The 20,040-nt window shown below is 61.9% G+C and carries 20 protein-coding genes; 16 read left to right on the top strand and 4 right to left on the bottom strand.

The features are described 5' to 3' along the window. The first annotated feature begins 107 nt into the window (after positions 1–107). Together greA and BWP39_RS04200 are read left to right on the top strand one after the other, a co-directional pair. Entirely contained in the window at positions 108–584 is a 477-nt protein-coding gene (greA, locus tag BWP39_RS04205) for a transcription elongation factor GreA (RefSeq protein WP_096717146.1), read from the top strand. A 29-nt stretch (positions 585–613) separates the two neighbouring features. Then, positions 614–1,111 (top strand): DUF4149 domain-containing protein, encoded by a 498-nt coding sequence (locus tag BWP39_RS04200; RefSeq protein WP_096718539.1) that lies wholly within the window; start codon positions 614–616, stop codon positions 1,109–1,111. A gap of 3 nt (positions 1,112–1,114) precedes the next feature. Here the strand turns inward: BWP39_RS04200 and BWP39_RS04195 are convergent, their stop codons facing one another. Beyond that, positions 1,115–1,651, bottom strand: a complete 537-nt coding sequence (locus BWP39_RS04195; protein ID WP_096717144.1) for a YhbY family RNA-binding protein — start codon at positions 1,649–1,651, stop codon at positions 1,115–1,117. A gap of 236 nt (positions 1,652–1,887) precedes the next feature. Between BWP39_RS04195 and BWP39_RS04190 the strand changes: the two genes are divergently transcribed. From BWP39_RS04190 to phoR, 11 genes are all read left to right on the top strand, one after another. Then, positions 1,888–2,550 carry an RlmE family RNA methyltransferase gene (locus tag BWP39_RS04190; RefSeq protein ID WP_096717142.1) on the top strand — a complete coding sequence of 221 codons (663 nt, stop codon included), beginning with the start codon at positions 1,888–1,890 and terminating at the stop codon, positions 2,548–2,550. Between the two features lie 179 nt (positions 2,551–2,729). Further along, complete coding sequence (ftsH, locus tag BWP39_RS04185) at positions 2,730–4,625, top strand: ATP-dependent zinc metalloprotease FtsH (RefSeq protein WP_096717140.1); 1,896 nt, start codon at positions 2,730–2,732, stop codon at positions 4,623–4,625. Between the two features lie 123 nt (positions 4,626–4,748). After that, positions 4,749–5,621 carry a dihydropteroate synthase gene (gene folP, locus BWP39_RS04180; protein ID WP_407944771.1) on the top strand — a complete coding sequence of 291 codons (873 nt, stop codon included), beginning with the start codon at positions 4,749–4,751 and terminating at the stop codon, positions 5,619–5,621. A 43-nt stretch (positions 5,622–5,664) separates the two neighbouring features. Further along, positions 5,665–7,023 (top strand): phosphoglucosamine mutase, encoded by a 1,359-nt coding sequence (gene glmM / locus BWP39_RS04175; protein ID WP_096717136.1) that lies wholly within the window; start codon positions 5,665–5,667, stop codon positions 7,021–7,023. A gap of 344 nt (positions 7,024–7,367) precedes the next feature. Beyond that, complete coding sequence (pstS, locus tag BWP39_RS04170; RefSeq protein WP_096717134.1) at positions 7,368–8,399, top strand: phosphate ABC transporter substrate-binding protein PstS; 1,032 nt, start codon at positions 7,368–7,370, stop codon at positions 8,397–8,399. A gap of 115 nt (positions 8,400–8,514) precedes the next feature. Next, positions 8,515–9,516 carry a phosphate ABC transporter permease PstC gene (pstC, locus tag BWP39_RS04165; protein ID WP_096717132.1) on the top strand — a complete coding sequence of 334 codons (1,002 nt, stop codon included), beginning with the start codon at positions 8,515–8,517 and terminating at the stop codon, positions 9,514–9,516. Then, a complete protein-coding gene (pstA, locus tag BWP39_RS04160) occupies positions 9,513–10,409 on the top strand; it encodes a phosphate ABC transporter permease PstA (protein WP_096717130.1) in 897 nt (298 codons plus the stop codon). Before pstC ends, pstA begins: the two co-directional genes overlap by 4 nt. Positions 10,410–10,424: 15 nt before the next feature. Next, positions 10,425–11,273, top strand: a complete 849-nt coding sequence (gene pstB / locus BWP39_RS04155; RefSeq protein WP_096717128.1) for a phosphate ABC transporter ATP-binding protein PstB — start codon at positions 10,425–10,427, stop codon at positions 11,271–11,273. A 58-nt stretch (positions 11,274–11,331) separates the two neighbouring features. Beyond that, positions 11,332–12,036: a phosphate signaling complex protein PhoU gene (phoU, locus tag BWP39_RS04150; protein ID WP_096717126.1), complete on the top strand. Its 705-nt coding sequence runs from the start codon at positions 11,332–11,334 to the stop codon at positions 12,034–12,036. A 32-nt stretch (positions 12,037–12,068) separates the two neighbouring features. Beyond that, complete coding sequence (gene phoB / locus BWP39_RS04145; protein WP_091020058.1) at positions 12,069–12,770, top strand: phosphate regulon transcriptional regulator PhoB; 702 nt, start codon at positions 12,069–12,071, stop codon at positions 12,768–12,770. Positions 12,771–12,903: 133 nt separating this feature from the next. Beyond that, positions 12,904–14,220 carry a phosphate regulon sensor histidine kinase PhoR gene (gene phoR / locus BWP39_RS04140; RefSeq protein ID WP_096717124.1) on the top strand — a complete coding sequence of 439 codons (1,317 nt, stop codon included), beginning with the start codon at positions 12,904–12,906 and terminating at the stop codon, positions 14,218–14,220. 53 nt (positions 14,221–14,273) lie between these two features. Here phoR and BWP39_RS04135 read toward each other — a convergent pair whose 3' ends face one another. Further along, complete coding sequence (locus BWP39_RS04135; RefSeq protein WP_096717122.1) at positions 14,274–16,304, bottom strand: NADPH-dependent 2,4-dienoyl-CoA reductase; 2,031 nt, start codon at positions 16,302–16,304, stop codon at positions 14,274–14,276. A 343-nt stretch (positions 16,305–16,647) separates the two neighbouring features. Here BWP39_RS04135 and BWP39_RS04130 point away from each other — a divergent pair, with 343 nt between their 5' ends. Then, the gene (locus BWP39_RS04130) at positions 16,648–17,439 is read left to right on the top strand and encodes a DUF4397 domain-containing protein (protein ID WP_096717120.1); all 792 of its coding nucleotides are present in this window, start codon (positions 16,648–16,650) and stop codon (positions 17,437–17,439) included. A 127-nt stretch (positions 17,440–17,566) separates the two neighbouring features. Here BWP39_RS04130 and BWP39_RS04125 read toward each other — a convergent pair whose 3' ends face one another. After that, positions 17,567–17,704: an entericidin A/B family lipoprotein gene (locus BWP39_RS04125; protein ID WP_096717118.1), complete on the bottom strand. Its 138-nt coding sequence runs from the start codon at positions 17,702–17,704 to the stop codon at positions 17,567–17,569. A gap of 374 nt (positions 17,705–18,078) precedes the next feature. Here BWP39_RS04125 and BWP39_RS04120 point away from each other — a divergent pair, with 374 nt between their 5' ends. Next, positions 18,079–18,255, top strand: a complete 177-nt coding sequence (locus BWP39_RS04120) for a DUF1328 domain-containing protein (protein WP_096718537.1) — start codon at positions 18,079–18,081, stop codon at positions 18,253–18,255. A 181-nt stretch (positions 18,256–18,436) separates the two neighbouring features. Then, on the top strand, positions 18,437–18,997 hold the full coding sequence (locus tag BWP39_RS04115; RefSeq protein WP_096717116.1) for a ferritin-like domain-containing protein: 561 nt from the start codon (positions 18,437–18,439) through the stop codon (positions 18,995–18,997). Positions 18,998–19,119: 122 nt separating this feature from the next. On the opposite strand, the gene galU is transcribed toward BWP39_RS04115, so the two are convergent. Beyond that, a complete protein-coding gene (gene galU, locus BWP39_RS04110) occupies positions 19,120–20,001 on the bottom strand; it encodes a UTP--glucose-1-phosphate uridylyltransferase GalU (RefSeq protein ID WP_091020070.1) in 882 nt (293 codons plus the stop codon). Positions 20,002–20,040: the final 39 nt, after the last annotated feature.

Below are 20,040 nucleotides of genomic sequence, written 5' to 3'. Positions count from 1 at the left end.
GTCCCTCAGGGCACCGGCCAGTCAGTTTTACTGCAGCCAGCTCCTCCGGGGATGCACTTAACCGCGGTGATTTTTTTTATGGCCGTTTTTTGCCACCAGAGTTGTTTATGAGCACTATTCCCTTGACGAAGCGCGGCGCAGACAAGCTGCGCGACGAACTTCAACGCCTGAAATCGGTTGAACGCCCGGCTGTGATCAATTCGATCTCAGAGGCGCGTGCACAGGGCGACCTGTCGGAGAACGCCGAATACGATGCGGCCAAAGAGAAGCAGGGCTTCATCGAAGGCCGTATTGCGGACATCGAATCGAAGCTTGCCGCCGCGCAGGTCATCGACCCGTCTGGGGTCGACGCGGAAGGTCGCATCGTGTTCGCCGCAACCGTCGAACTCGAAGATCTTGCGTCCGGCGCATCGGTGACCTATCAGATCGTCGGCGACGACGAAGCAGACCTCGAGCACGGCCTGATCTCGATCAGCTCGCCGATCGCGCGGGCATTGATCGGCAAGTCGGAAGGCGACGTCGCATCGGTGCAGGCGCCGAGCGGCGTGCGCAAGTACGAGATCATCTCGGTGCGCTACGTTTGAGCGTCGCCGTGCCGCCGTCGCCTTCGCCGCTGCCGCATCGCGTATTTCGGCTGTTGACCGTGTTCTGGGTCGGCAGCCTGCTGACCATCGGCTATATCGTCGCCCCCGTGCTATTCGCATCGCTTGAGCGGATGAGCGCCGGCGCGGTTGCCGCGCAGCTGTTTCATATCGAAGGGCTGATGGGCATCGTGTGCGGCGTGTTGCTGCTCGTGCTCGGCAACCGGCTGATTCGCGGTGGTGAGGAGGGGTATCGGCGGTTGCGCTGGCTGGTTGCCGGGATGCTCGGCTGCGTGCTGATCGGCTACTTCGCGTTGCAGCCGTTCATGAATGCGCTGCGCATGGACGCGCTGAACGCAGGCGTGGACGTCGGGCACTCCGCGTATGCGATGCGCTTTGGCATCCTGCACGGCGTGTCCAGTCTCTTTTACCTGATCGAGAGCCTGCTAGGTCTTGCGCTTGTCTGGAAGCTGCCGGCTGGTGCGAGCCTCGCTGCGTCAGCCGCGTCAACCCCGATAGCCGGGGTATGACGCTTACTTCGTGGTCTGATGCTGGCGCTTTGCGCCCGTCTGCCGCTTTTTCGCCCGCTTGATGTTGCCGCCCGCCGTGACGCGTTCGTTGCCGCGGACCACCATCTTTTGTGCTTTCGGCTTGCGTACCGGGCTGTCGGTCGGTTTGACGACCTTGACCACACGTGGCGCACGGCCCTTGCCCGGTTTGCTGTCGGCTTCGGCGGCTTCGCGGGCGCTCGGTGGCATCGTGCTGCGGCGACCTTTCACAACCGGCGCAGCAGGGCCTTCCGGTTTCCAGATCACCAGCAGCTTGCCGATGTGCTGGATCGGCGCTGCATTCAACTGGTCGCAGATCTGTTCATAGACGGCGATGCGGTCTTCGCGCTCGTCGCCGAACACGCGGATCTTGATCAGTTGATGGGCGGCCAGGTGGACCTTGATCTCGGCCAGCACCGGGTCAGTCAGCCCTTCGGCTCCGACCAGTACGACCGGTTTGAGCGCGTGGGCCTGGGAGCGCAATTCGGCGCGTTGATCGGAAGAAACGTTAAGGGCTGGCATGGGGTTTGGGAGACTCGACTAAAATGGCGGCGCCTGCAGGTTGAGGTCTGGGCGTTGGTGTTCGACAGGATTCGACAGCGTCTGGCGATGTCCGGCGACGCCTGGCAGCAAGTGCGGACGGCACGCCAGAACACGAAAACGCGGGTAACAGCCAACTTTGATGGACGGCTGCCGCGCTAATTAAACGCGTATTATCCGCTAAAAGTGCGGTATCACGCAGCAAGAGTTCATCGTTAATGGCAAAAAACCGCTTCAACCACTCGTGGCTACACGACCATATCAACGACCCGTACGTGAAGATGGCGCAACGGGAAGGCTACCGTGCCCGGGCGGCGTACAAGCTCAAGGAAATCGACGAGCAGGACAAGCTGATCAAGCCTGGCCAGGTCATTGTCGATCTCGGCTCGACGCCCGGCAGCTGGAGCCAGTACGCGCGCAACAAGCTCGCGCAGGGTGCGCAGCGCGATGCGACGCGCGAGGGCGGCATCGACGGCACGGTGATTGCGCTCGACCTCCTGCCGATGGAGCCGATCGCCGACGTGCATTTCATCCTGGGCGACTTTCGCGAGGACAGCGTGCTCGGCCAGCTCGAAGAAATGGTCGGGGAGCGCCAGGTGGACCTTGTAATTTCGGACATGGCGCCCAACCTGTCGGGAGTGGCGTCCGCGGATGCGGCGCGAATCGAGCATGTATGCGATCTCGCGCTGGAATTCTCGCAAAACCACTTGAAATCAGATGGCGCCCTTTTAGTCAAATGTTTTCATGGCAGCGGTTACAGCCAGATTGTCGAAAAGTTCAAGCAACAATTTAAAACGGTTGCGGCCCGCAAGCCGAAAGCATCGCGGGATAAATCGTCTGAAACATTTATTTTGGGTAGGCATTTGAAACGTCCCCGATAAGGGGTTGCCAGGTCCGGGTCCGCATGTCCCGGAATCGCCGGAAGTGCCCGCTGGAGCGGCCGAGCGCTATTTGTGCAGTAGCGATTGGTTATGGCAGGCCCCTGCGGACTGGATTAGAATGCCTGAGTGGTGCCGCAAGGAAAATGTAGGCGCCCGTCTATGAGTGAAGGAGTGGTGCTTTGAACAACAACATGTTTTCGAAGGCAGCAGTGTGGCTGGTTATCGCACTGGTGCTGTTTACGGTGTTCAAGCAGTTCGACAAGCCCCGTGTCCAGGAAGGCGTTTCCTATTCGCAGTTCATGGACGATGCCAAGACCGGCAAGGTCAAGAACGTCATCGTTCAGGGGCGGAACCTCACGGTCACTCCCGCAGACGGTCCGAAGTACCAGATCGTGTCGCCTGGCGACATCTGGATGGTCGGCGATCTGATGAAGTATGGCGTTCAGGTGAGCGGCAAGGCCGATGACGAACCGAGCGCGCTGATGTCCGCGCTGTATTACCTTGGGCCGACCATCCTGATCATCGGCTTCTGGTTCTACATGATGCGGCAGATGCAGGGGGGCGGGAAGGGCGGTGCATTCTCGTTCGGCAAGTCCCGTGCACGTCTGATCGACGAAAACAACAACGCCATCAATTTCACCGACGTCGCCGGCTGCGACGAAGCCAAGGAAGAAGTGTCCGAGCTGGTCGATTTCCTGCGCGATCCGCAGAAGTTCCAGAAGCTCGGCGGGCGGATTCCTCGCGGCGTGCTGCTGGTCGGCCCGCCGGGAACCGGCAAGACCTTGCTCGCACGCGCTATCGCGGGTGAAGCCAAGGTGCCGTTCTTCAGCATCTCGGGTTCGGACTTCGTTGAAATGTTCGTCGGCGTGGGCGCGGCCCGCGTGCGCGACATGTTCGAACAGGCGAAGAAGCACGCACCGTGCATCGTGTTCATCGATGAAATCGACGCGGTCGGTCGTCATCGCGGCGCCGGTATGGGCGGCGGCAACGACGAGCGCGAACAGACGCTGAACCAGATGCTCGTGGAAATGGACGGCTTCGAAGCCAACTCCGGTGTCATCGTGATCGCCGCGACAAACCGTTCCGATGTGCTCGACAAGGCGCTGCTGCGTCCGGGTCGTTTCGACCGTCAGGTGTATGTGGGGCTGCCGGACATCCGCGGTCGCGAGCACATCATGAAGGTGCATCTGCGCAAGGTGCCGATCGCTAACGACGTCGACGCAGCAGTGATCGCACGCGGCACGCCGGGCTTCTCGGGCGCCGACCTCGCGAACCTCGTCAACGAAGCGGCGTTGTTCGCCGCACGCCGCGGCAAGCGCATCGTTGAAATGGCGGACTTCGAGGACGCGAAGGACAAGATCTTCATGGGACCGGAGCGCAAGTCCGCGGTTATCCGTGAAGAATCGAAGCGCGCAACGGCGTACCACGAGTCGGGCCACGCGGTCATTGCGAAGCTCCTGCCGAAGGCCGATCCAGTGCACAAGGTCACGATCATTCCGCGCGGTCGCGCGCTGGGTGTGACGTGGCAATTGCCTGAACACGACAACGAAACGTATTCGAAGGACTACCTGCTCGACCGTCTTGCCATTCTGTTTGGCGGCCGTGTGGCGGAAGAGCTGTTCCTGAACCTGATCAGCACCGGTGCATCGGACGACTTCAACAAGGCGACGGCGACCGCCCGCGCCATGGTTGCCCGCTTCGGCATGACCGATGCGCTCGGACCGATGGTCTACGTCGATGACGAAAACGATGCGACGCCGTTCGGTCGCGGGTTCACGCGCACAATCTCCGAAGCGACGCAGCAAAAGGTCGATTCGGAAATCCGCCGCGTGCTCGACCAGCAGTACAACCTCGCACGCAGTCTGCTCGATGCGAACCGCGACAAGGTCGAAGCGATGACCGCCGCCCTGATGGAATGGGAAACGATCGACGCCGATCAGATCAACGACATCATGGACGGCCGGCCGCCGCGCTCGCCGAAGACCAGTTCGTCGGTCCCGCCGGCAGGCGATGCGTCGTCGGGTGGCAGCACGGGTACCGAAGTGAAGTCGGGCAGCGCAACTGCACCGGCCTGACCTGAACTGCCTCTACGTACGTTAAGTACGGGCCGGTGTGATATCACACCGGCCCGTTTTGCATTCCTCGTTTTGCATTCTTTTATGCAGCCCTGTTAGTCCAGTTTCGTGTCGAACGCCGATTTGCTGTCTCGTCCCGTCCCCGGTCCGCTTCAATGCGGGCGCTTTACGCTCTCGTTCGAGCGGCCGCTGGTGATGGGCATCCTGAACGTCACGCCCGACTCCTTTTCCGATGGCGGCCGCTACGCTGCGTACGGAGACGCGCTGCGTCAGGCCGAGCGGATGATGCTCGACGGCGCGGATATGCTCGACATCGGTGGGGAGTCGACGCGGCCGGGCGCGCCACCGGTGTCGCTCGACGAAGAACTCGAACGCGTGATCCCGCTGGTCGAAGCGCTGCACGGTGCGAACGTGCCGCTCTCCGTCGACACCTACAAACCCGACGTGATGCGCGCAGCGCTCGCGGCCGGTGCGGATCTGATCAACGATGTCTGGGGTTTTCGCATGCCCGGCGCGATCGAGGCCGTGCGTGACAGCACCTGCGGTCTGTGTGTGATGCATATGCTCGGCGAGCCGCGCACCATGCAGACCAGCGAACCGGCTTACGAAGACGTGGTGAGCGACGTGCGCCGTTTTCTGACGGAGCGCATCGACGCATTACGGGCAGCGGGCATCGCCCAGGCGCGCATCAGCGTCGATCCCGGCTTCGGTTTCGGCAAGACGGTGATCGAGCAGAACTACACGTTGCTCGCGCATCTGCTGGAATCGGCGCCGCAAGTCGATCCGCCGTTGCCGGTGCTGGCAGGTATGTCGCGCAAATCGATGCTCGGCGCAGTGACCGGTCGTGCTGCGCCTGACCGGCTGGCTGCAAGTCTCGCGGCCGCGGTCTGCGCGGCTGAGCGCGGTGCCGCGATCGTGCGCGTGCACGATGTCGCGCCGACCGTCGATGCTTTAAAAATCTGGAGTGCGATGCGCGATGCCGCGCGTCGCGACTGAACCCCTCAGTTGGACCCTTCAAGCAAGAGAGGAAGAACGCACAATGGCACGTCGCTATTTCGGTACGGATGGGATTCGTGGCAAGGTCGGTGAGGCGCCGATCACCCCCGACTTCGTGTTGCGGCTTGGTTATGCCGCAGGGAAGGTGCTGGCGGGCGCGGACCGCTGGGCGCAGACCGGCACGCGGCCCACGGTGCTGATCGGCAAGGACACGCGCGTTTCGGGCTACATGCTGGAAGCCGCGCTCGAATCGGGCTTCTCGGCAGCGGGCGTAGACGTGATGCTGGCCGGCCCGATGCCGACGCCGGGGGTGGCCTACCTGACGCGTGCATTGCGCCTCGCTGCGGGCGTCGTGATCAGCGCGTCGCACAATCCGTACTACGACAACGGCATCAAGTTCTTTTCCGCCGACGGCAACAAGCTGCCCGACGACATCGAACACCAGATCGAACAGCAACTGGACAAGCCGCTCGCGTGCGCATCGTCGGAGCAACTGGGCAAGGCACGCCGGCTCGATGACGCAGCAGGCCGCTACATCGAGTTCTGCAAGAGCACGTTTCCCGCCACGTTCGACCTGCGCGGGATGAAGCTCGTCGTCGATTGCGCGCACGGCGCCGCCTATGACATCGGACCGCACGTATTTCACGAGCTCGGCGCCGATGTGATTCCGATCGGCGTGGCGCCGAACGGCTTCAATATCAACGACGGCGTCGGCGCCACGGCGCCCGATGCGCTGGTGCGCGCAGTGCGGGCGAATCGCGCGGACTTCGGCATTGCGCTCGATGGCGATGCCGACCGCGTGCAGGTCGTCGATTCGACGGGGCGACTCTACAACGGCGACGAACTGCTGTACGTGCTCGTCAAGGACCGCGTCGCCACCGACGGCAAGGTCGAGGGCGCAGTCGGTACGCTGATGACCAACATGGCGGTCGAAGTCGCGCTGCGACGTGCCGGCGTGAAGTTCGTGCGGGCAGCGGTCGGCGACCGCTACGTGCTCGAACAGTTGCGCGAACACGGCTGGCAACTCGGCGCCGAAGGGTCGGGCCACATCCTGTCGCTCGACCGTCACTCGACCGGCGACGGCATCGTGTCGTCGCTGCTCGTGCTGGCGGCGATGAAGCGCAGCGGCAAGTCGCTGCATCAACTGCTCGACGGGGTGACGCTGTTTCCGCAGAAGCTGATCAACGTGCGGATGAAACCGGGCGCCGACTGGAAGGGCAGCGATGCGATCCGTCACGCGATTGCCGAGGCCGAACGTGCCCTCGATGACAAGGGCCGCGTGCTGATCCGTGCCTCGGGTACCGAACCGGTGCTGCGCGTGATGGTCGAGGCCGAGCACGAGCGCGACGCCGTGCAACATGCGGAAGCGATTGCCGCCGTGGTGAAGCAGGTCACCGCCTGACAGGCTGCCCGGCACCACCCGTGACCGGCAAAGCGACTGAACGGCGACTGAAACAGCGGCTCGAACAGCCGCTCTAATGGCGGCTAAAACCCGCCGATGCCCACTGCATTTTTCCCCAGAAAAACCCTGCGACGCGAACAAAGCAAACGTTCGCGTCCGCATTTTTTCGCCTAATCTCTACCAATACGGTAAAAACGTCGCGCCAGCTGCGTTTTCAGATGCGATTTGCCTTTCATCACCGTAATAGATTTGACACACCTCCTTCACGGTTAGTCACGTTACTGTCATAAAGAGACCATAAGCTTCGCGGTGTCCTGTAATCCGCTCACACCACTGGAGGTCTCATGAAATTGATGCAAACCGTGTTCGCTGGCGTGGCTGGCGCGCTTTTCGCGATCGCAGCGCAAGCCGCCGACGTAACCGGCGCGGGCAGCACCTTCGCAGCACCGATCTACACGAAATGGGCCGACGCCTATCAAAAGTCGGGCGGCGGCAAGATCAACTATCAAGGTATCGGCTCGTCGGGCGGCATCAAGCAGATCATCGCAAAAACGGTCGATTTTGCCGGTTCGGACGCTCCGCTGAAGGATGACGACCTCGCGAAAGACGGCCTGTTCCAGTTCCCGACGGTGGTTGGCGGCGTCGTGCCGGCGATCAACGTGCCGGGCGTGAAGCCGGGCGAACTGGCGCTGTCGGGCGAACTGCTCGGCGACATCTATCTGGGCAAGATCAAGAAGTGGAACGACCCGGCGATCGCCGCGCTGAACCCGAAGGTCAAGCTGCCGGATACGGACATCGCAGTCGTGCGCCGTGCAGACGGTTCGGGCACGAGCTTCATCTGGACGAACTATCTGTCCAAGGTGAACCCGGAATGGAAGTCGAAGGTCGGCGAAGGCACCACGGTGAGCTGGCCGGTCGGTACGGGCGGCAAGGGTAACGACGGCGTGGCGGCATTCGTGCAACGTCTGCCGGGCGCAATCGGCTACGTCGAATGGGCGTACGCGAAGCAGAACCACATGACGTACGCGTCGCTGAAGAATGCGTCGGGTGCTGTGGTCGAACCGGGCACGGAAAGCTTCAAGGCTGCTGCTGCTGGCGCGGACTGGAAGAAGTCGTTCTACCAGATCCTCACGAACGAACCGGGCAAGGACGCATGGCCGGTGGTCGGCGCGACGTTCGTGCTGCTGCACACGGCGCAGGACAAGCCGGAGCAAGGCAAGGAAACGCTGAAGTTCTTCGACTGGGCATTCAAGAACGGCGGTTCGGCTGCGGACGAGCTGGACTACATCTCGCTGCCGTCGTCGGTGGTGAGCGAAATCCGTTCGCAGTGGAAAGACAAGGTGAAGGATACGGCTGGCAAGGCTATCGCCGAGTAAGCTTCATCCGTCTAGCAGGGTGACCCGCCGCCCGGCCACACGTTCAGCGTGTGGTCGGGCGGCTGCAGTACTGGCGGGAGGCGTCGTGCCGCCCCGCATCTGGAAACAGGTTCTCATGTCCGACATCCATCTCGTGTCGAATACGCCCGGCGCCCGTCCGCCCGGCAGCGCGGCCCAGCAGAGGGCGCCCAGCCGCGCCGGCGACGTGATCTTCGGGGCACTCGCCTGGCTCGCCGCGATCGTGACCTTGCTGCTGCTCGGCGGCATCATCGTTTCGCTGGTCGTGGCTTCCTGGCCGTCCATTCATCAATTCGGTTTCAGCTTCCTCTGGACCTCCGACTGGGATCCCCCCAGCCAGAAATTCGGCGCGCTCGTTCCGATCTACGGGACCATTGCGACGTCGGTCATTGCACTCGTTATCGCGGTGCCGGTCAGCTTCGGCATCGCGCTGTTTCTCACCGAACTCTCGCCCGCCTGGCTGCGCCGGCCGCTCGGCATCGCGATCGAACTGCTGGCCGCGATTCCGTCGATCGTCTACGGCATGTGGGGCCTGCTCGTGTTCGCGCCGATCTTCGCGGAGTGGTTCGAAAAGCCGCTCGGCCAGCTGCTTGGCGGCCTGCCGATCGTCGGCGCGCTGTTCCAGGGCGCACCGATCGGTATCGGCATCCTGTGTGCCGGCGTGATTCTCGCGATCATGATCATTCCGTACATCGCCGCAGTGATGCGCGACGTGTTCGAAGTGACGCCGGTGCTGCTGAAAGAATCGGCTTACGGCATCGGTTGCACGACCTGGGAAGTGATGTGGAAGATCGTGCTGCCGTTCACGAAGTCGGGTGTGATCGGCGGTGTCATGCTTGGTCTCGGCCGCGCGCTCGGTGAAACGATGGCCGTCACGTTCGTGATCGGCAACACGAACCTGCTCGATAACGTCTCGCTGTTCTCGCCCGGCAATAGCATCACGTCGGCGCTCGCCAATGAATTTGCCGAAGCGGACCCGGGGCTGCACGTCTCCGCGCTGATGGAACTGGGCCTGATCCTCTTCGTGATCACCTTCATCGTTCTCGCGATCTCCAAGGTCATGCTGCTGCGTATGGAACGAGGGGAGGGCGCGAAATGAGCGAGCCGATCCTGAACATGCCGGGTCTTGCCGATCCGGCCGCACTCGAAGCGACGCGCAACCGCCTGCAACGGCGCCGCCGCGGCATCAATGTGATAGCGCTCCTGCTGTCGCTGGCCGCGATGGCGTTCGGGCTGCTGTGGCTGGTTTGGATTCTGTACACGACGCTGCACCTCGGTATCGGTGGCCTGTCGGTCGAACTGTTCACGCAGTCGACGCCGCCGCCGAACACCGATGGCGGCGGTCTCGCGAATGCGATTGTCGGCAGCCTGCTGATGGTTGTACTGGCCACCTTCGTCGGTACGCCGATCGGTGTGCTGGCGGGCGTCTATCTCGCCGAATACGGCCAGAAGAGCTGGCTTGCGAGCATCACACGCTTCATCAACGACATCCTGCTGTCCGCACCGTCAATCGTCGTCGGCCTGTTCGTGTACGCGCTGATGGTGCCGAGAATGGGCCACTTCAGCGGCTGGGCGGGGGTGATGTCGCTGGCGTTGCTGCAGATCCCGATCGTGATCCGCACAACCGAGAACATGCTGAAGCTGGTGCCGAACGCACTGCGTGAAGCCGCCTTCGCGCTCGGCACGCCGAAGTGGAAGATGGTGCTGTCGATCACGCTGAAGGCATCGATCGCGGGCATCGTGACCGGTGTACTGCTGGCGATCGCGCGAATCGCGGGCGAGACCGCGCCGCTGCTGTTCACCGCACTGTCGAACCAGTTCTTCTCGCTGGACCTGAACCAGCCGATCGCGAATCTGCCGGTGACGATCTACAAGTTTGCGATGAGCCCGTTCTCGCAATGGCAGTCGCTCGCGTGGGCCGGGGTGTTCCTGATTACGCTCGGGGTGCTGGGATTGAACATCCTCGCGCGCTCGATCTTTTCGAAAAAGTAAGGGCGGAGCAATCCGATGAATATGGCAGAGAGTCACCTCAACCCCGTCGAGCGCCCCGCAGCGCCTGCTGGCTTCGATCCGGCCGCGAGCGAACGCACACACGCGCCGACGCAGCCGAAGATCGAGGTCAACGATCTCAACTTCTTCTACGGCAAGTATCACGCGCTGAAGAACGTCAATCTGAAGATTCCCGAAGGCAAGGTGACCGCGTTCATCGGGCCGTCGGGCTGCGGCAAGTCCACGCTGCTGCGCACCTTCAACAAGATGTATGCGCTCTATCCGGAGCAGCGCGCCGAAGGCGAAATCCTGATGGACGGCGAAAACCTGCTGACAACCAAGCGCGACATCTCGCTGCTGCGCGCGCGCATCGGCATGGTGTTCCAGAAGCCGACGCCGTTCCCGATGTCGATCTACGACAACATCGCATTCGGCGTGAAGATGTTCGAATCGCTGTCGCGCTCGGAGATGGACGACCGCGTCGAGTGGGCGCTCACCAAGGCCGCGCTGTGGAACGAAGTGAAGGACAAGCTGGGCCAGAGCGGCTACGGTCTGTCCGGCGGCCAGCAGCAGCGGCTGTGTATCGCACGCGGTATCGCGATCCGCCCTGAAGTGCTGCTGCTCGACGAGCCGTGCTCGGCGCTCGATCCGATTTCGACGGGCCGCATCGAAGAACTGATCGCGGAGCTGAAGAGCGACTACACGGTCGTGATCGTCACGCACAACATGCAGCAGGCGGCGCGTTGTTCGGACTACACTGCCTACATGTACCTGGGCGAACTGATCGAATTCGGCGATACCGAGAAGATCTTTATCAAGCCGGTCCGCAAGGAAACCGAGGATTACATCACCGGCCGATTCGGCTGAGCGCCGCTCAATGCCACGCAAGCGGCCCGCGTCACGCAGTACCAGAAGGGAGCATGACATGTCCGACAAACACCTCTCCAGTCAGTTCGATGCCGACCTGAACCTCGTATCGTCGAAGGTTCTCGAAATGGGCGGCCTCGTCGAATCGCAGATCGTGAACGCGATGCTGGCGCTGAACGGCTTCGATGGCGAGATCGCCGACCAGGTGATCGCCGCCGAAGAACGTCTGAACACGATGGAAGTCGAGATCGACGAAGAGTGCAGCAACATCATCGCGCGCCGCCAGCCGGCTGCACGCGATCTGCGCCTCCTGATCGCGATCTCGAAGACGATTACGAATCTCGAACGCGCCGGCGACGAAGCCGAGAAGATTGCCAAGCGCACCAAGCGTCTGATGGAAGAAGGCTCGTCGCGCAACATCAACATCGCGGAAATCAAACTATCCGGCGAAATGGCCGTGTCGATCCTGCGCCGTGCGCTCGATGCGTTTGCGCGCCTCGATACCGTGGCCGCCGCACAGATCGTGCGCGACGACAAGGCGATCGACGAAGAATTCCGCGCGTTCGTGCGCAAGCTCGTGTCGTACATGACCGAAGATCCGCGCACGATCTCCGCAGGCCTCGATTTCCTGTTCATCGCGAAGGCGATCGAGCGGATCGGCGACCACGCGAAGAACATCGCCGAGTTCATCATCTATATCGTCAAAGGTACGGATGTGCGGCACAAGTCGCGTGACGCGCTCGAGCGCGAAGCGCTTAGTTGATTCCCGCTTTCTATTAAGGTCAAGAGGTGCCGATGCCTAGCAGCATTCTCGTCATCGAAGACGAGCCCGCCATTTCGGAGTTGATTTCGGTCAACCTTCAACACGCGGGACATTGCCCGATCCGTGCGTACAACGCCGAACAGGCGCAGAACCTGATCAGCGATGTGCTGCCTGACCTCGTTCTGCTCGACTGGATGCTGCCGGGGAAATCCGGCATCGCATTCGCACGTGACCTGCGCAACAACGAGCGTACGAAGCACATCCCGATCATCATGCTGACCGCGCGTGGCGATGAGCAGGACAAGGTGCTCGGCCTCGAAATCGGCGCCGACGACTACGTGACGAAGCCGTTCTCGCCGAAAGAGCTGATGGCACGTATCAAGGCAGTGCTGCGCCGCCGTGCGCCGCAGTTGACCGAAGATGTCGTCGCGATCAATGGTCTGAAGCTCGACCCCGCCACGCATCGGGTCGCCGCGCATGCGGAAGGCAGCGAGGTCAAGCTCGATCTCGGGCCGACGGAATTCCGTCTGCTGCACTTCTTCATGACCCATCCGGAGCGCGTGCATAGCCGTACGCAGCTGCTCGATCAGGTGTGGGGCGATCATGTGTTCGTCGAAGAGCGGACCGTCGACGTACACATCAAACGTTTGCGCGCGGCGCTCAAGCCCGCCGGGTGCGATGCTATGATTGAGACGGTTCGCGGCAGCGGTTACCGGCTCGCGCGGGCCGCATAACGCAGCGTTCACCGCAGGTGGTGATGTCGAGCCGGTCCGCCGGTGGCACGATGCGCTCTGTCCGGCGCGCTCGCTGCGTGCGTCGCCGAACCGTGCGTGCAGAGTGCCTCATCCTTTCTTCGATCGCTAGAACATGAACGTCATCTGGACGCGCTCCATCGTGTCGGTCGTGCTGCTTGCCGTTCTGTGCGCGGCGCTTGGCGTGCTGTTCAGCGTCAAGGCTGCACTGATCCTCGCGATTCTCGTGCTGCTCGTACAGAGCATCGTCAGTACGTTTCACAAGCAGCGCCTGTGGCGCCTGCTCGATGCTCCGGTGTATGGCGAGGTGCCGAGTGCGCCCGGCATCTGGGGCGAAATCTATTACCGGTTGCACAAGCTCGCGAAGCGCTGGCATGCGCAGGTGCGCCAGGTCGAACAGCAGCATTCGCGTTTTATCCAGGCCATCCAGGCGTCGCCGAACGGCGTGGCGATGCTCGACGATCACGATCAGATCGAGTGGTGCAACGCGATCTCCGAAGTTCATTTCGGGCTCGACGCGAAGCGCGATCTGCGTCAGCACATTACGCACCTCGTGCGGCAGCCCGACTTCGTGCGTTACCTGAACTCGCATCAGTACGACGAAATGTTGATCATGCGCGGGATGGGCGACAAGCGACAGAACGTGTTGTCGGTGCAGGTGTTTCCGTACGGCGAGAATCGCAAGCTCGTACTGTCGCAGGACATCACCGAGCTTGAACGCACGGACGCAATGCGGCGCGACTTCGTGGCGAACGTCTCGCACGAACTAAAAACACCGCTTACCGTGCTGTCCGGTTTTCTCGAGACGATGCGTGAACTGCCGCTCGGCGAAACGGAGCGCACGCGCTACCTGGAATTGATGGAGCAGCAGGCGTCGCGCATGCGGCATATCGTCAGCGATCTGCTGGTGCTGGCGACGCTCGAAGGCGACGGCAAACCGCCGAGCAGCAGCCAGATGATCGATATGCGCGCGGTATTGCGCCATCTGAAGGAGGACTCGCAGAGTCTGTCCGGCGAACGGCACCGCATCTCGTTCGACGTGGACGAGGCACTGACGGTAACCGGTGTCGAGACCGAGCTGATGAGCGCGTTCGGCAATCTGTTGACCAACGCAATTCACTACACGCCCGACGGCGGCACGATCCATGTGAACTGGCACGCGCAGGGCGAGTGCGCGGTGTTCTCGGTGATCGATAGCGGCCTTGGCATTCCCGCCGCCGATATCCCGCGGCTCACCGAGCGTTTCTATCGTGTGGACCGTAGCCGTTCGCGCGATACCGGTGGAACCGGGCTCGGCCTCGCGATCGTCAAGCACGTGCTGCAACGGCACGATGCGCAACTGGAAGTGAAGAGCGAGGAAGGGCGCGGCAGTACGTTCTCTGTGCGCTTTCCGGCTGCACGTACGGCGCGTCGGCAGCCGGCTCCTGTTTGAGTCTGAGCGCGGCGCGCTGCACCGCACCGCACCGCGCGGTTATAGTGGATTCGTTACAGCCGCGCAGCGAGCTCCGCACCTTCGCGGATCGCGCGCTTCGCATCGAGTTCGGTGGCCAGCGCCGCACCGCCGATCAGGTGATAACGCGTTCCCTCCGCCGCCTGGGTTGCCGGATAGAGTTCGCGTAACGACTCCTGCCCGGCACACACCACGATCGTTTCCACCTCGAGCCACTGCGTTTCACCGCCGCGCGAGATCTTCAGTCCGCGCGCGCCGATCTCGTCATACCTGACGTCGTCGAGCATGTGCACGCCGTTGCGTGTGAGCGTCGCGCGATGCACCCAGCCTGACGTTTTGCCAAGCCCCGCGCCGAGCTTGCCGGCCTTGCGTTGCAGCAGCCAGATTTCGCGCGGCGGGTGCGGTTCATCGGGGCGCTTCAGGCCGCCGCGCGTTGTCACCGACAGATCCACGCCCCATTCGTCGAGCCATGCGTCGCGTGGCATCGGCAGTGGTGCGCCTGGCGGATGCAGCAGAAATTCGCTGACATCGAAACCGATACCGCCCGCACCGATCACGGCGACCGTGCGTCCCACCGGCGCACCGCGCAGTACCTCGACATACGACAGCACGTTCGGCGCGTCGATACCCGCAATGCCCGGCTTGCGCGGCACGATGCCTGTCGCGACGATCACGTCGTCATAACCGCCCGCTGCAAGCAATGCCGCGTCGACACGCGTATCGAGCCTGATATCGACCGCATGTCGCTGCAACTGGCTGCTGAAATAGCGGATCGTTTCGGCGAATTCTTCCTTGCCCGGCACGCGCATCGCCAGATTGAACTGGCCGCCCACCACGGATGCCGCATCGAACAGCGTCACGCGATGGCCGCGCGCCGCCGCGACGCTCGCAGCCGACAATCCCGCGGGCCCCGCACCGACCACGGCTACCTTGCGCGGCGCGCTACCGGTAGCCAGCGGACGATAGACCAGTTCGGTCTCACGACCTGCTCGCGGATTCACGAGGCAGGTTGCGCGTTTGTTCTGGAACGTATGATCGAGACAGGCCTGATTGCACGCGATGCAGGTGTTGATTTCGTGCGCGCGGTTCTCTGCGGTCTTGACGACGAACTCAGGGTCCGCGAGCAACGGCCTCGCGAGCGAGACGAGATCGCCGGCGCCTTCGGCGATCAGACGTTCAGCGAGTTCGGGTGTGTTGATCCGGTTCGAGACGATGACCGGCACGCGCACCGCAGCTTTCAACCGCGCGCTGAGCGGCGCGAACGCCGCACGTGGAACCGACGTGACGATGGTCGGTACGCGGGCTTCGTGCCAGCCGATGCCGGTGTTGAACATCGTCACGCCGGCCGCTTCGAGCGCCTGTGCGACCTGCACGGTTTCGTCCCACGTAGTGCCACCATCGACCAGATCGATCAACGACAGCCGATAGACGACGATAAAACGCTCGCCACACGCGGCCCGCACCGCCTCGACGATTTCACGCGGCAACCGCATGCGGTTCTCGATGCTGCCGCCGTATCGATCGTTGCGCTGGTTGGTGCGCGGAGACAGGAACTGGTTCAGCAGATAGCCTTCGCTACCCATGATCTCGATACCGTCATAGCCTGCGTGTTGCGCGAGTCGCGCGCAGCGCGCGTAAGCCCGCACGGTTCGCGCGATGCCCGCTTCGCTCAACGCGCGTGGTTTGAACTTCGAGATCGGCGACTTCAGTGCGGATGCCGACACCACGAACGGTTGATAACCGTAGCGCCCCGCATGGAGAATCTGCAGCGCGATCTTGCCGCCTTCCTCGTGAACCGCTTGCGTGAGCAACCGGTGATTGCGCAGGTCGAACACCGAATTGAGCGTGCCGCCGAAGGGCAGCAACCATCCTTCGCGATTCGGCGAAATCCCGCCCGTGACGATCAGGCCCGTGCCACCGCGCGCGCGCTCGCGAAAATAGGCGGCGAGCTTCGGATAATTCCAGAAGCGGTCTTCCAATCCGGTATGCATCGAACCCATCACGACGCGATTGCGCAGCGTCGTGAAGCCGAGATCGAGCTCCGCGAGCAAATTTTGGTAAGACATGCAGGGACCCTTGTAAAGTTTGGGTGCGCACGAACAATACACCGCGACTCGCGCCAAACCTCCGAGGAAAAATTCTAATCCGCCCAGTGCGTTGCGCTATCAGGCGTTACCGCCCCTCCGGCCGCCCACATCCTTCGACGGCACACCGATTGCTGAATGCGATCGTCCGAAAGACGCGTGCAATTTTTCGCAACACCTTGCTGGTGTCGCATCGCACGTACAGGGATACGACAGGTTGCCGCCATGCATGGCGACATAGCCGGTGCTTCGTCTCACTCACACCGCGCAGCGCGGCGACCGCATAGCTCAATGGGTGGATGCCCAATACTAACGAGGTGGAAACATGAAACTTATCCGGACCATGGCGGCGGTAGTCGGCGCAGCGTCCCTAGTCGCAGCCTGCGGCGGCGGAGGACACGATCTCGGCAAGGAACTCGGGCTACAGGATGCGGAAATCCATTTCGTTCACGCGATACCGGGCGGACCGACGGTGGACTTTCTCGTCAACAACACAGCGCTGCAAAAGGGCATCAGCTACAAGAACGTGACTAACTTCACGAATATCGGCAATGGGCAGACCACGGTTGCCTACACGGCGACGGGCACGACGACGCCATTGCTCGCGAGCGGAGCGTTTCCCGACGTCGCCAAGGGTCACGAATACACGGTGCTCGCGTTGCCGGGACTCGCCGCGCCGGATATCGGCCTGATCGACGATCCGTTCGACAAGGGCCTGCTGTCGAACAGCGCGCGACTGCGTTCGTTCAATGCGTCGGTTAACGCGTCGAACCTCGATATCTACCTGGTGTCGGCCGGTACGACCGATGTGTCCAACGTCAGTCCGTCGATGGCGGGCGTGTCGTTCAAGAACGCGGTTCCGGCTAGCGGCCAGGATTCGATCTATGTATCGGGCGGGACCTACGTATTGATCGCTACGCAGGCTGGCAGCAAGACGCCGATTTTCCAGTCGAACTCGTTCGATTTGCAGAACAACGCAGACTGGCTCGTGACGTCGGTGCCGATCGCGGGTGCGTTGAGTCAGTTGCTGCCGAACCAGATTCATCTGCTCGTGGCGCAGGGCGGCAACACGTCACAACCGGCGCTTGAATTGACGAATACGTTGAACGGGCAGTAATGCGCGGCTTCGACGAACGACTTCAGTAGCGGTTAACCGGAAGGCGCATAAGAAGAAACGGCGGCCCGCTGATGCGGGCCGCCGTTATTTACTGCTTCTGCAAATGCTGCGAGCAGAAAGGGGCCGCCTACTGCGCGACCTTGTCAGCTGTATTGGTGATCGCGTGGCCGCCGCTAGAAATATCCTGGCCGGCACCCGCCACCGTGTTGCAGCCAGCAAGCATGGCGGTGCCGGCGATCAGAAGCAAAGCGATGAGTCGAGTCATGGTGTGTTCTCCCGTTGAAAAAAGTATCCGGCTGGCGGCATGGTGCCGACCGGTCCGGTCCGATTGCGTGTCAAGAAAGCGATGATGCAGATGCTGTTGGCGATGCTGCGAATGTCATGCAGGTCTCCGCTGTCGCCGAGGTGCACACACGCTGGTGGATATAGCCTCGGTCAACTTCGGCCCCTTGCATGGCAACCGATGGCACCGCCGGGGTGCTTACAGTATCGAAATCGGCCAGCAATCGCCGTGCCTGCACGTCCGTGTGCGGCAAGACAGGCTGCGTTTCATGTGAAGACAGGCTAGCGCCGAACCCAGGCCCGCTGCGTGCTAACTACATGGACACATGCAGTCCAACGGTCCCGGAGGAAAACATCATGCTGAAATGGGCACTCGTCTTTGCCGTCATCGCTGTGATTGCCGGCTTGCTCGGTTTTACCGGCATCGCGGCGGGCGCCGCTGTGATCGCGAAGTTCCTGTTCGTGCTGTTTCTGATTCTGTGCGTCGTATTCCTCGTGCTCGGCTTCGTCGTGACGAAGAAGATCGTCGATTAGCGTTGTCGACATGGCACAGCCGATGGTCTTGTTATCGCGGGATTGCTGCCCGCGTGGTTCATCCAGTCACAGGTGAATCGCGTCGTGGGCCGCCTGCCTGCGCCCTCACTGGATTGTCCGAGCGTACTCCATATCGGGTTCGTGCGCGCGGAGTCTCTGCAAACCGTTCAAGGAGTGGTCAATGTCGAAATCATCCGATGCACAACAATCGAAGGATCCATTCGTGGTGGACGTGCAGCGCTTGCGCGACCAGGCGCGCAAGCACATGTCCGATGGCGCAGTGACCGGGACGTATGGAGCAGATCGCGACACCGTGCTGAAACTGCTCAATGATTCGCTTGCGACGGAGATCGTCTGCGTGCTGCGCTACAAGCGACATCACTTCATGGCGAAGGGCATCAACTCGGAAGCGGTCGCCGCGGAATTCGCCGCGCACGCCGCTGAAGAGCAGGGACACGCCGACGTCCTCGCGGAGCGCATCGTGCAACTGGGTGGTGAACCTGATTTCGATCCCGCAGGTTTTAAGACCCGCGCGCATTCCGAATACAAGGAAGGCAAGAACCTCACCGACATGATTCGCGAGAATCTGATCGCGGAGCGCATCGCGATCGATTCGTACCGCGAGATCATCCGTTACCTCGGCGACAAGGACACAACGACACGCCGCATCTTCGAGGACATTCTCGCCGTTGAGGAAGAACATGCAGATGACATGGCCGACCTGCTCGACGGCCGCGAGTAATGTGTGTGCATTGCACGTCTACTTAAGGCGTGTGCACAAAAGACAAACGGCGCAGCCGCGAAATGCGCTGCGCCGTATCGATAAGGCGGAAATGACTGAAGCGATAAACGAGCCCGTTAGCGTTAGCCCTCCAGCACGCCCGGCCGGTTGCGCAGATACGCTTCGAAATCGGCGGCAACTTCCGGGTGCCGCAGCGCGAATTCGACCGTCGCCTTCAGATACCCGAGCTTGCTGCCGCAATCGAAGCGCGTGCCGTGATACTTGTACGCGAGCACCTGTTCATCGGCGAGCAGTGACTGGATCGCATCGGTCAGTTGCAGTTCACCACCCGCACCCGGTTTCAACGCACGGATGTGTTCGAAGATACGCGGCTTGAGCACGTAGCGGCCGACCACGCCGAGATTCGACGGCGCGACTTCGGGCGCCGGCTTTTCGATGATCCCCGACATCTTGATGATCGAGTCTTCCCACTCCTTGCCATCGACGATCCCGTACGACTTCGTTTCCGCGGGCGGGATCTCTTCCACACCGATCACCGAGCTGTGATAGTGGTCGAACACGTCGATCATCTGCGCCATCACGGGCGGCGTACCGTACAGCAAGTCGTCCGCGAGAATCACCGCAAACGGGTTGTCGCCGACCAGCTTCTCCGCGCATAGCACCGCGTGCCCGAGGCCGAGCGCTTCCGGCTGGCGCACATAGAAGCAATCGACATGGCTCGGCTTGATGCTGCGCACCAGCTCAAGCAGCTTGGTCTTGCCGCGCGCTTCGAGTTCGGCTTCGATCTCGTAGGACTTGTCGAAGTGATCTTCGATCGCGCGCTTGCTGCGGCCCGTCACGAAGATCATTTCAGTGATGCCAGCCGCCATCGCTTCCTCGACCGCGTACTGAATCAGCGGCTTGTCGACGATGGGCAGCATTTCCTTCGGGCTCGCCTTCGTGGCGGGGAGGAACCGGGTGCCGAGACCTGCTACCGGGAAGACTGCTTTTGTAACTTTTAGCATGTGATTACCCTGATCCTCTGGTTACGATACTGTCGCCCG

This window comes from Paraburkholderia acidicola, from assembly GCF_002362315.1.
Lineage (GTDB): Bacteria > Pseudomonadota > Gammaproteobacteria > Burkholderiales > Burkholderiaceae > Paraburkholderia > Paraburkholderia acidicola.
Note: the sequence above shows the minus strand (reverse complement) of the source record. Positions and strands in the feature narration are given on the sequence as shown.

Bases quoted from the DNA above. Each gene is read 5' to 3' on its own strand.
- pstA (WP_096717130.1), top strand. From the start codon at position 9,513: ATGAGCGAGCCGATCCTGAACATGCCGGGTCTTGCCGATCCGGCCGCA.
- galU (WP_091020070.1), bottom strand. From the start codon at position 20,001: ATGCTAAAAGTTACAAAAGCAGTCTTCCCGGTAGCAGGTCTCGGCACC.
- greA (WP_096717146.1), top strand. From the start codon at position 108: ATGAGCACTATTCCCTTGACGAAGCGCGGCGCAGACAAGCTGCGCGAC.
- BWP39_RS04120 (WP_096718537.1), top strand. From the start codon at position 18,079: ATGCTGAAATGGGCACTCGTCTTTGCCGTCATCGCTGTGATTGCCGGC.
- phoB (WP_091020058.1), top strand. From the start codon at position 12,069: ATGCCTAGCAGCATTCTCGTCATCGAAGACGAGCCCGCCATTTCGGAG.
- BWP39_RS04195 (WP_096717144.1), bottom strand. From the start codon at position 1,651: ATGCCAGCCCTTAACGTTTCTTCCGATCAACGCGCCGAATTGCGCTCC.
- BWP39_RS04130 (WP_096717120.1), top strand. From the start codon at position 16,648: ATGAAACTTATCCGGACCATGGCGGCGGTAGTCGGCGCAGCGTCCCTA.
- phoR (WP_096717124.1), top strand. From the start codon at position 12,904: ATGAACGTCATCTGGACGCGCTCCATCGTGTCGGTCGTGCTGCTTGCC.
- BWP39_RS04125 (WP_096717118.1), bottom strand. From the start codon at position 17,704: ATGACTCGACTCATCGCTTTGCTTCTGATCGCCGGCACCGCCATGCTT.
- BWP39_RS04135 (WP_096717122.1), bottom strand. From the start codon at position 16,304: ATGTCTTACCAAAATTTGCTCGCGGAGCTCGATCTCGGCTTCACGACG.
- BWP39_RS04115 (WP_096717116.1), top strand. From the start codon at position 18,437: ATGTCGAAATCATCCGATGCACAACAATCGAAGGATCCATTCGTGGTG.
- pstB (WP_096717128.1), top strand. From the start codon at position 10,425: ATGAATATGGCAGAGAGTCACCTCAACCCCGTCGAGCGCCCCGCAGCG.
- phoU (WP_096717126.1), top strand. From the start codon at position 11,332: ATGTCCGACAAACACCTCTCCAGTCAGTTCGATGCCGACCTGAACCTC.
- pstC (WP_096717132.1), top strand. From the start codon at position 8,515: ATGTCCGACATCCATCTCGTGTCGAATACGCCCGGCGCCCGTCCGCCC.
- pstS (WP_096717134.1), top strand. From the start codon at position 7,368: ATGAAATTGATGCAAACCGTGTTCGCTGGCGTGGCTGGCGCGCTTTTC.
- glmM (WP_096717136.1), top strand. From the start codon at position 5,665: ATGGCACGTCGCTATTTCGGTACGGATGGGATTCGTGGCAAGGTCGGT.
- BWP39_RS04190 (WP_096717142.1), top strand. From the start codon at position 1,888: ATGGCAAAAAACCGCTTCAACCACTCGTGGCTACACGACCATATCAAC.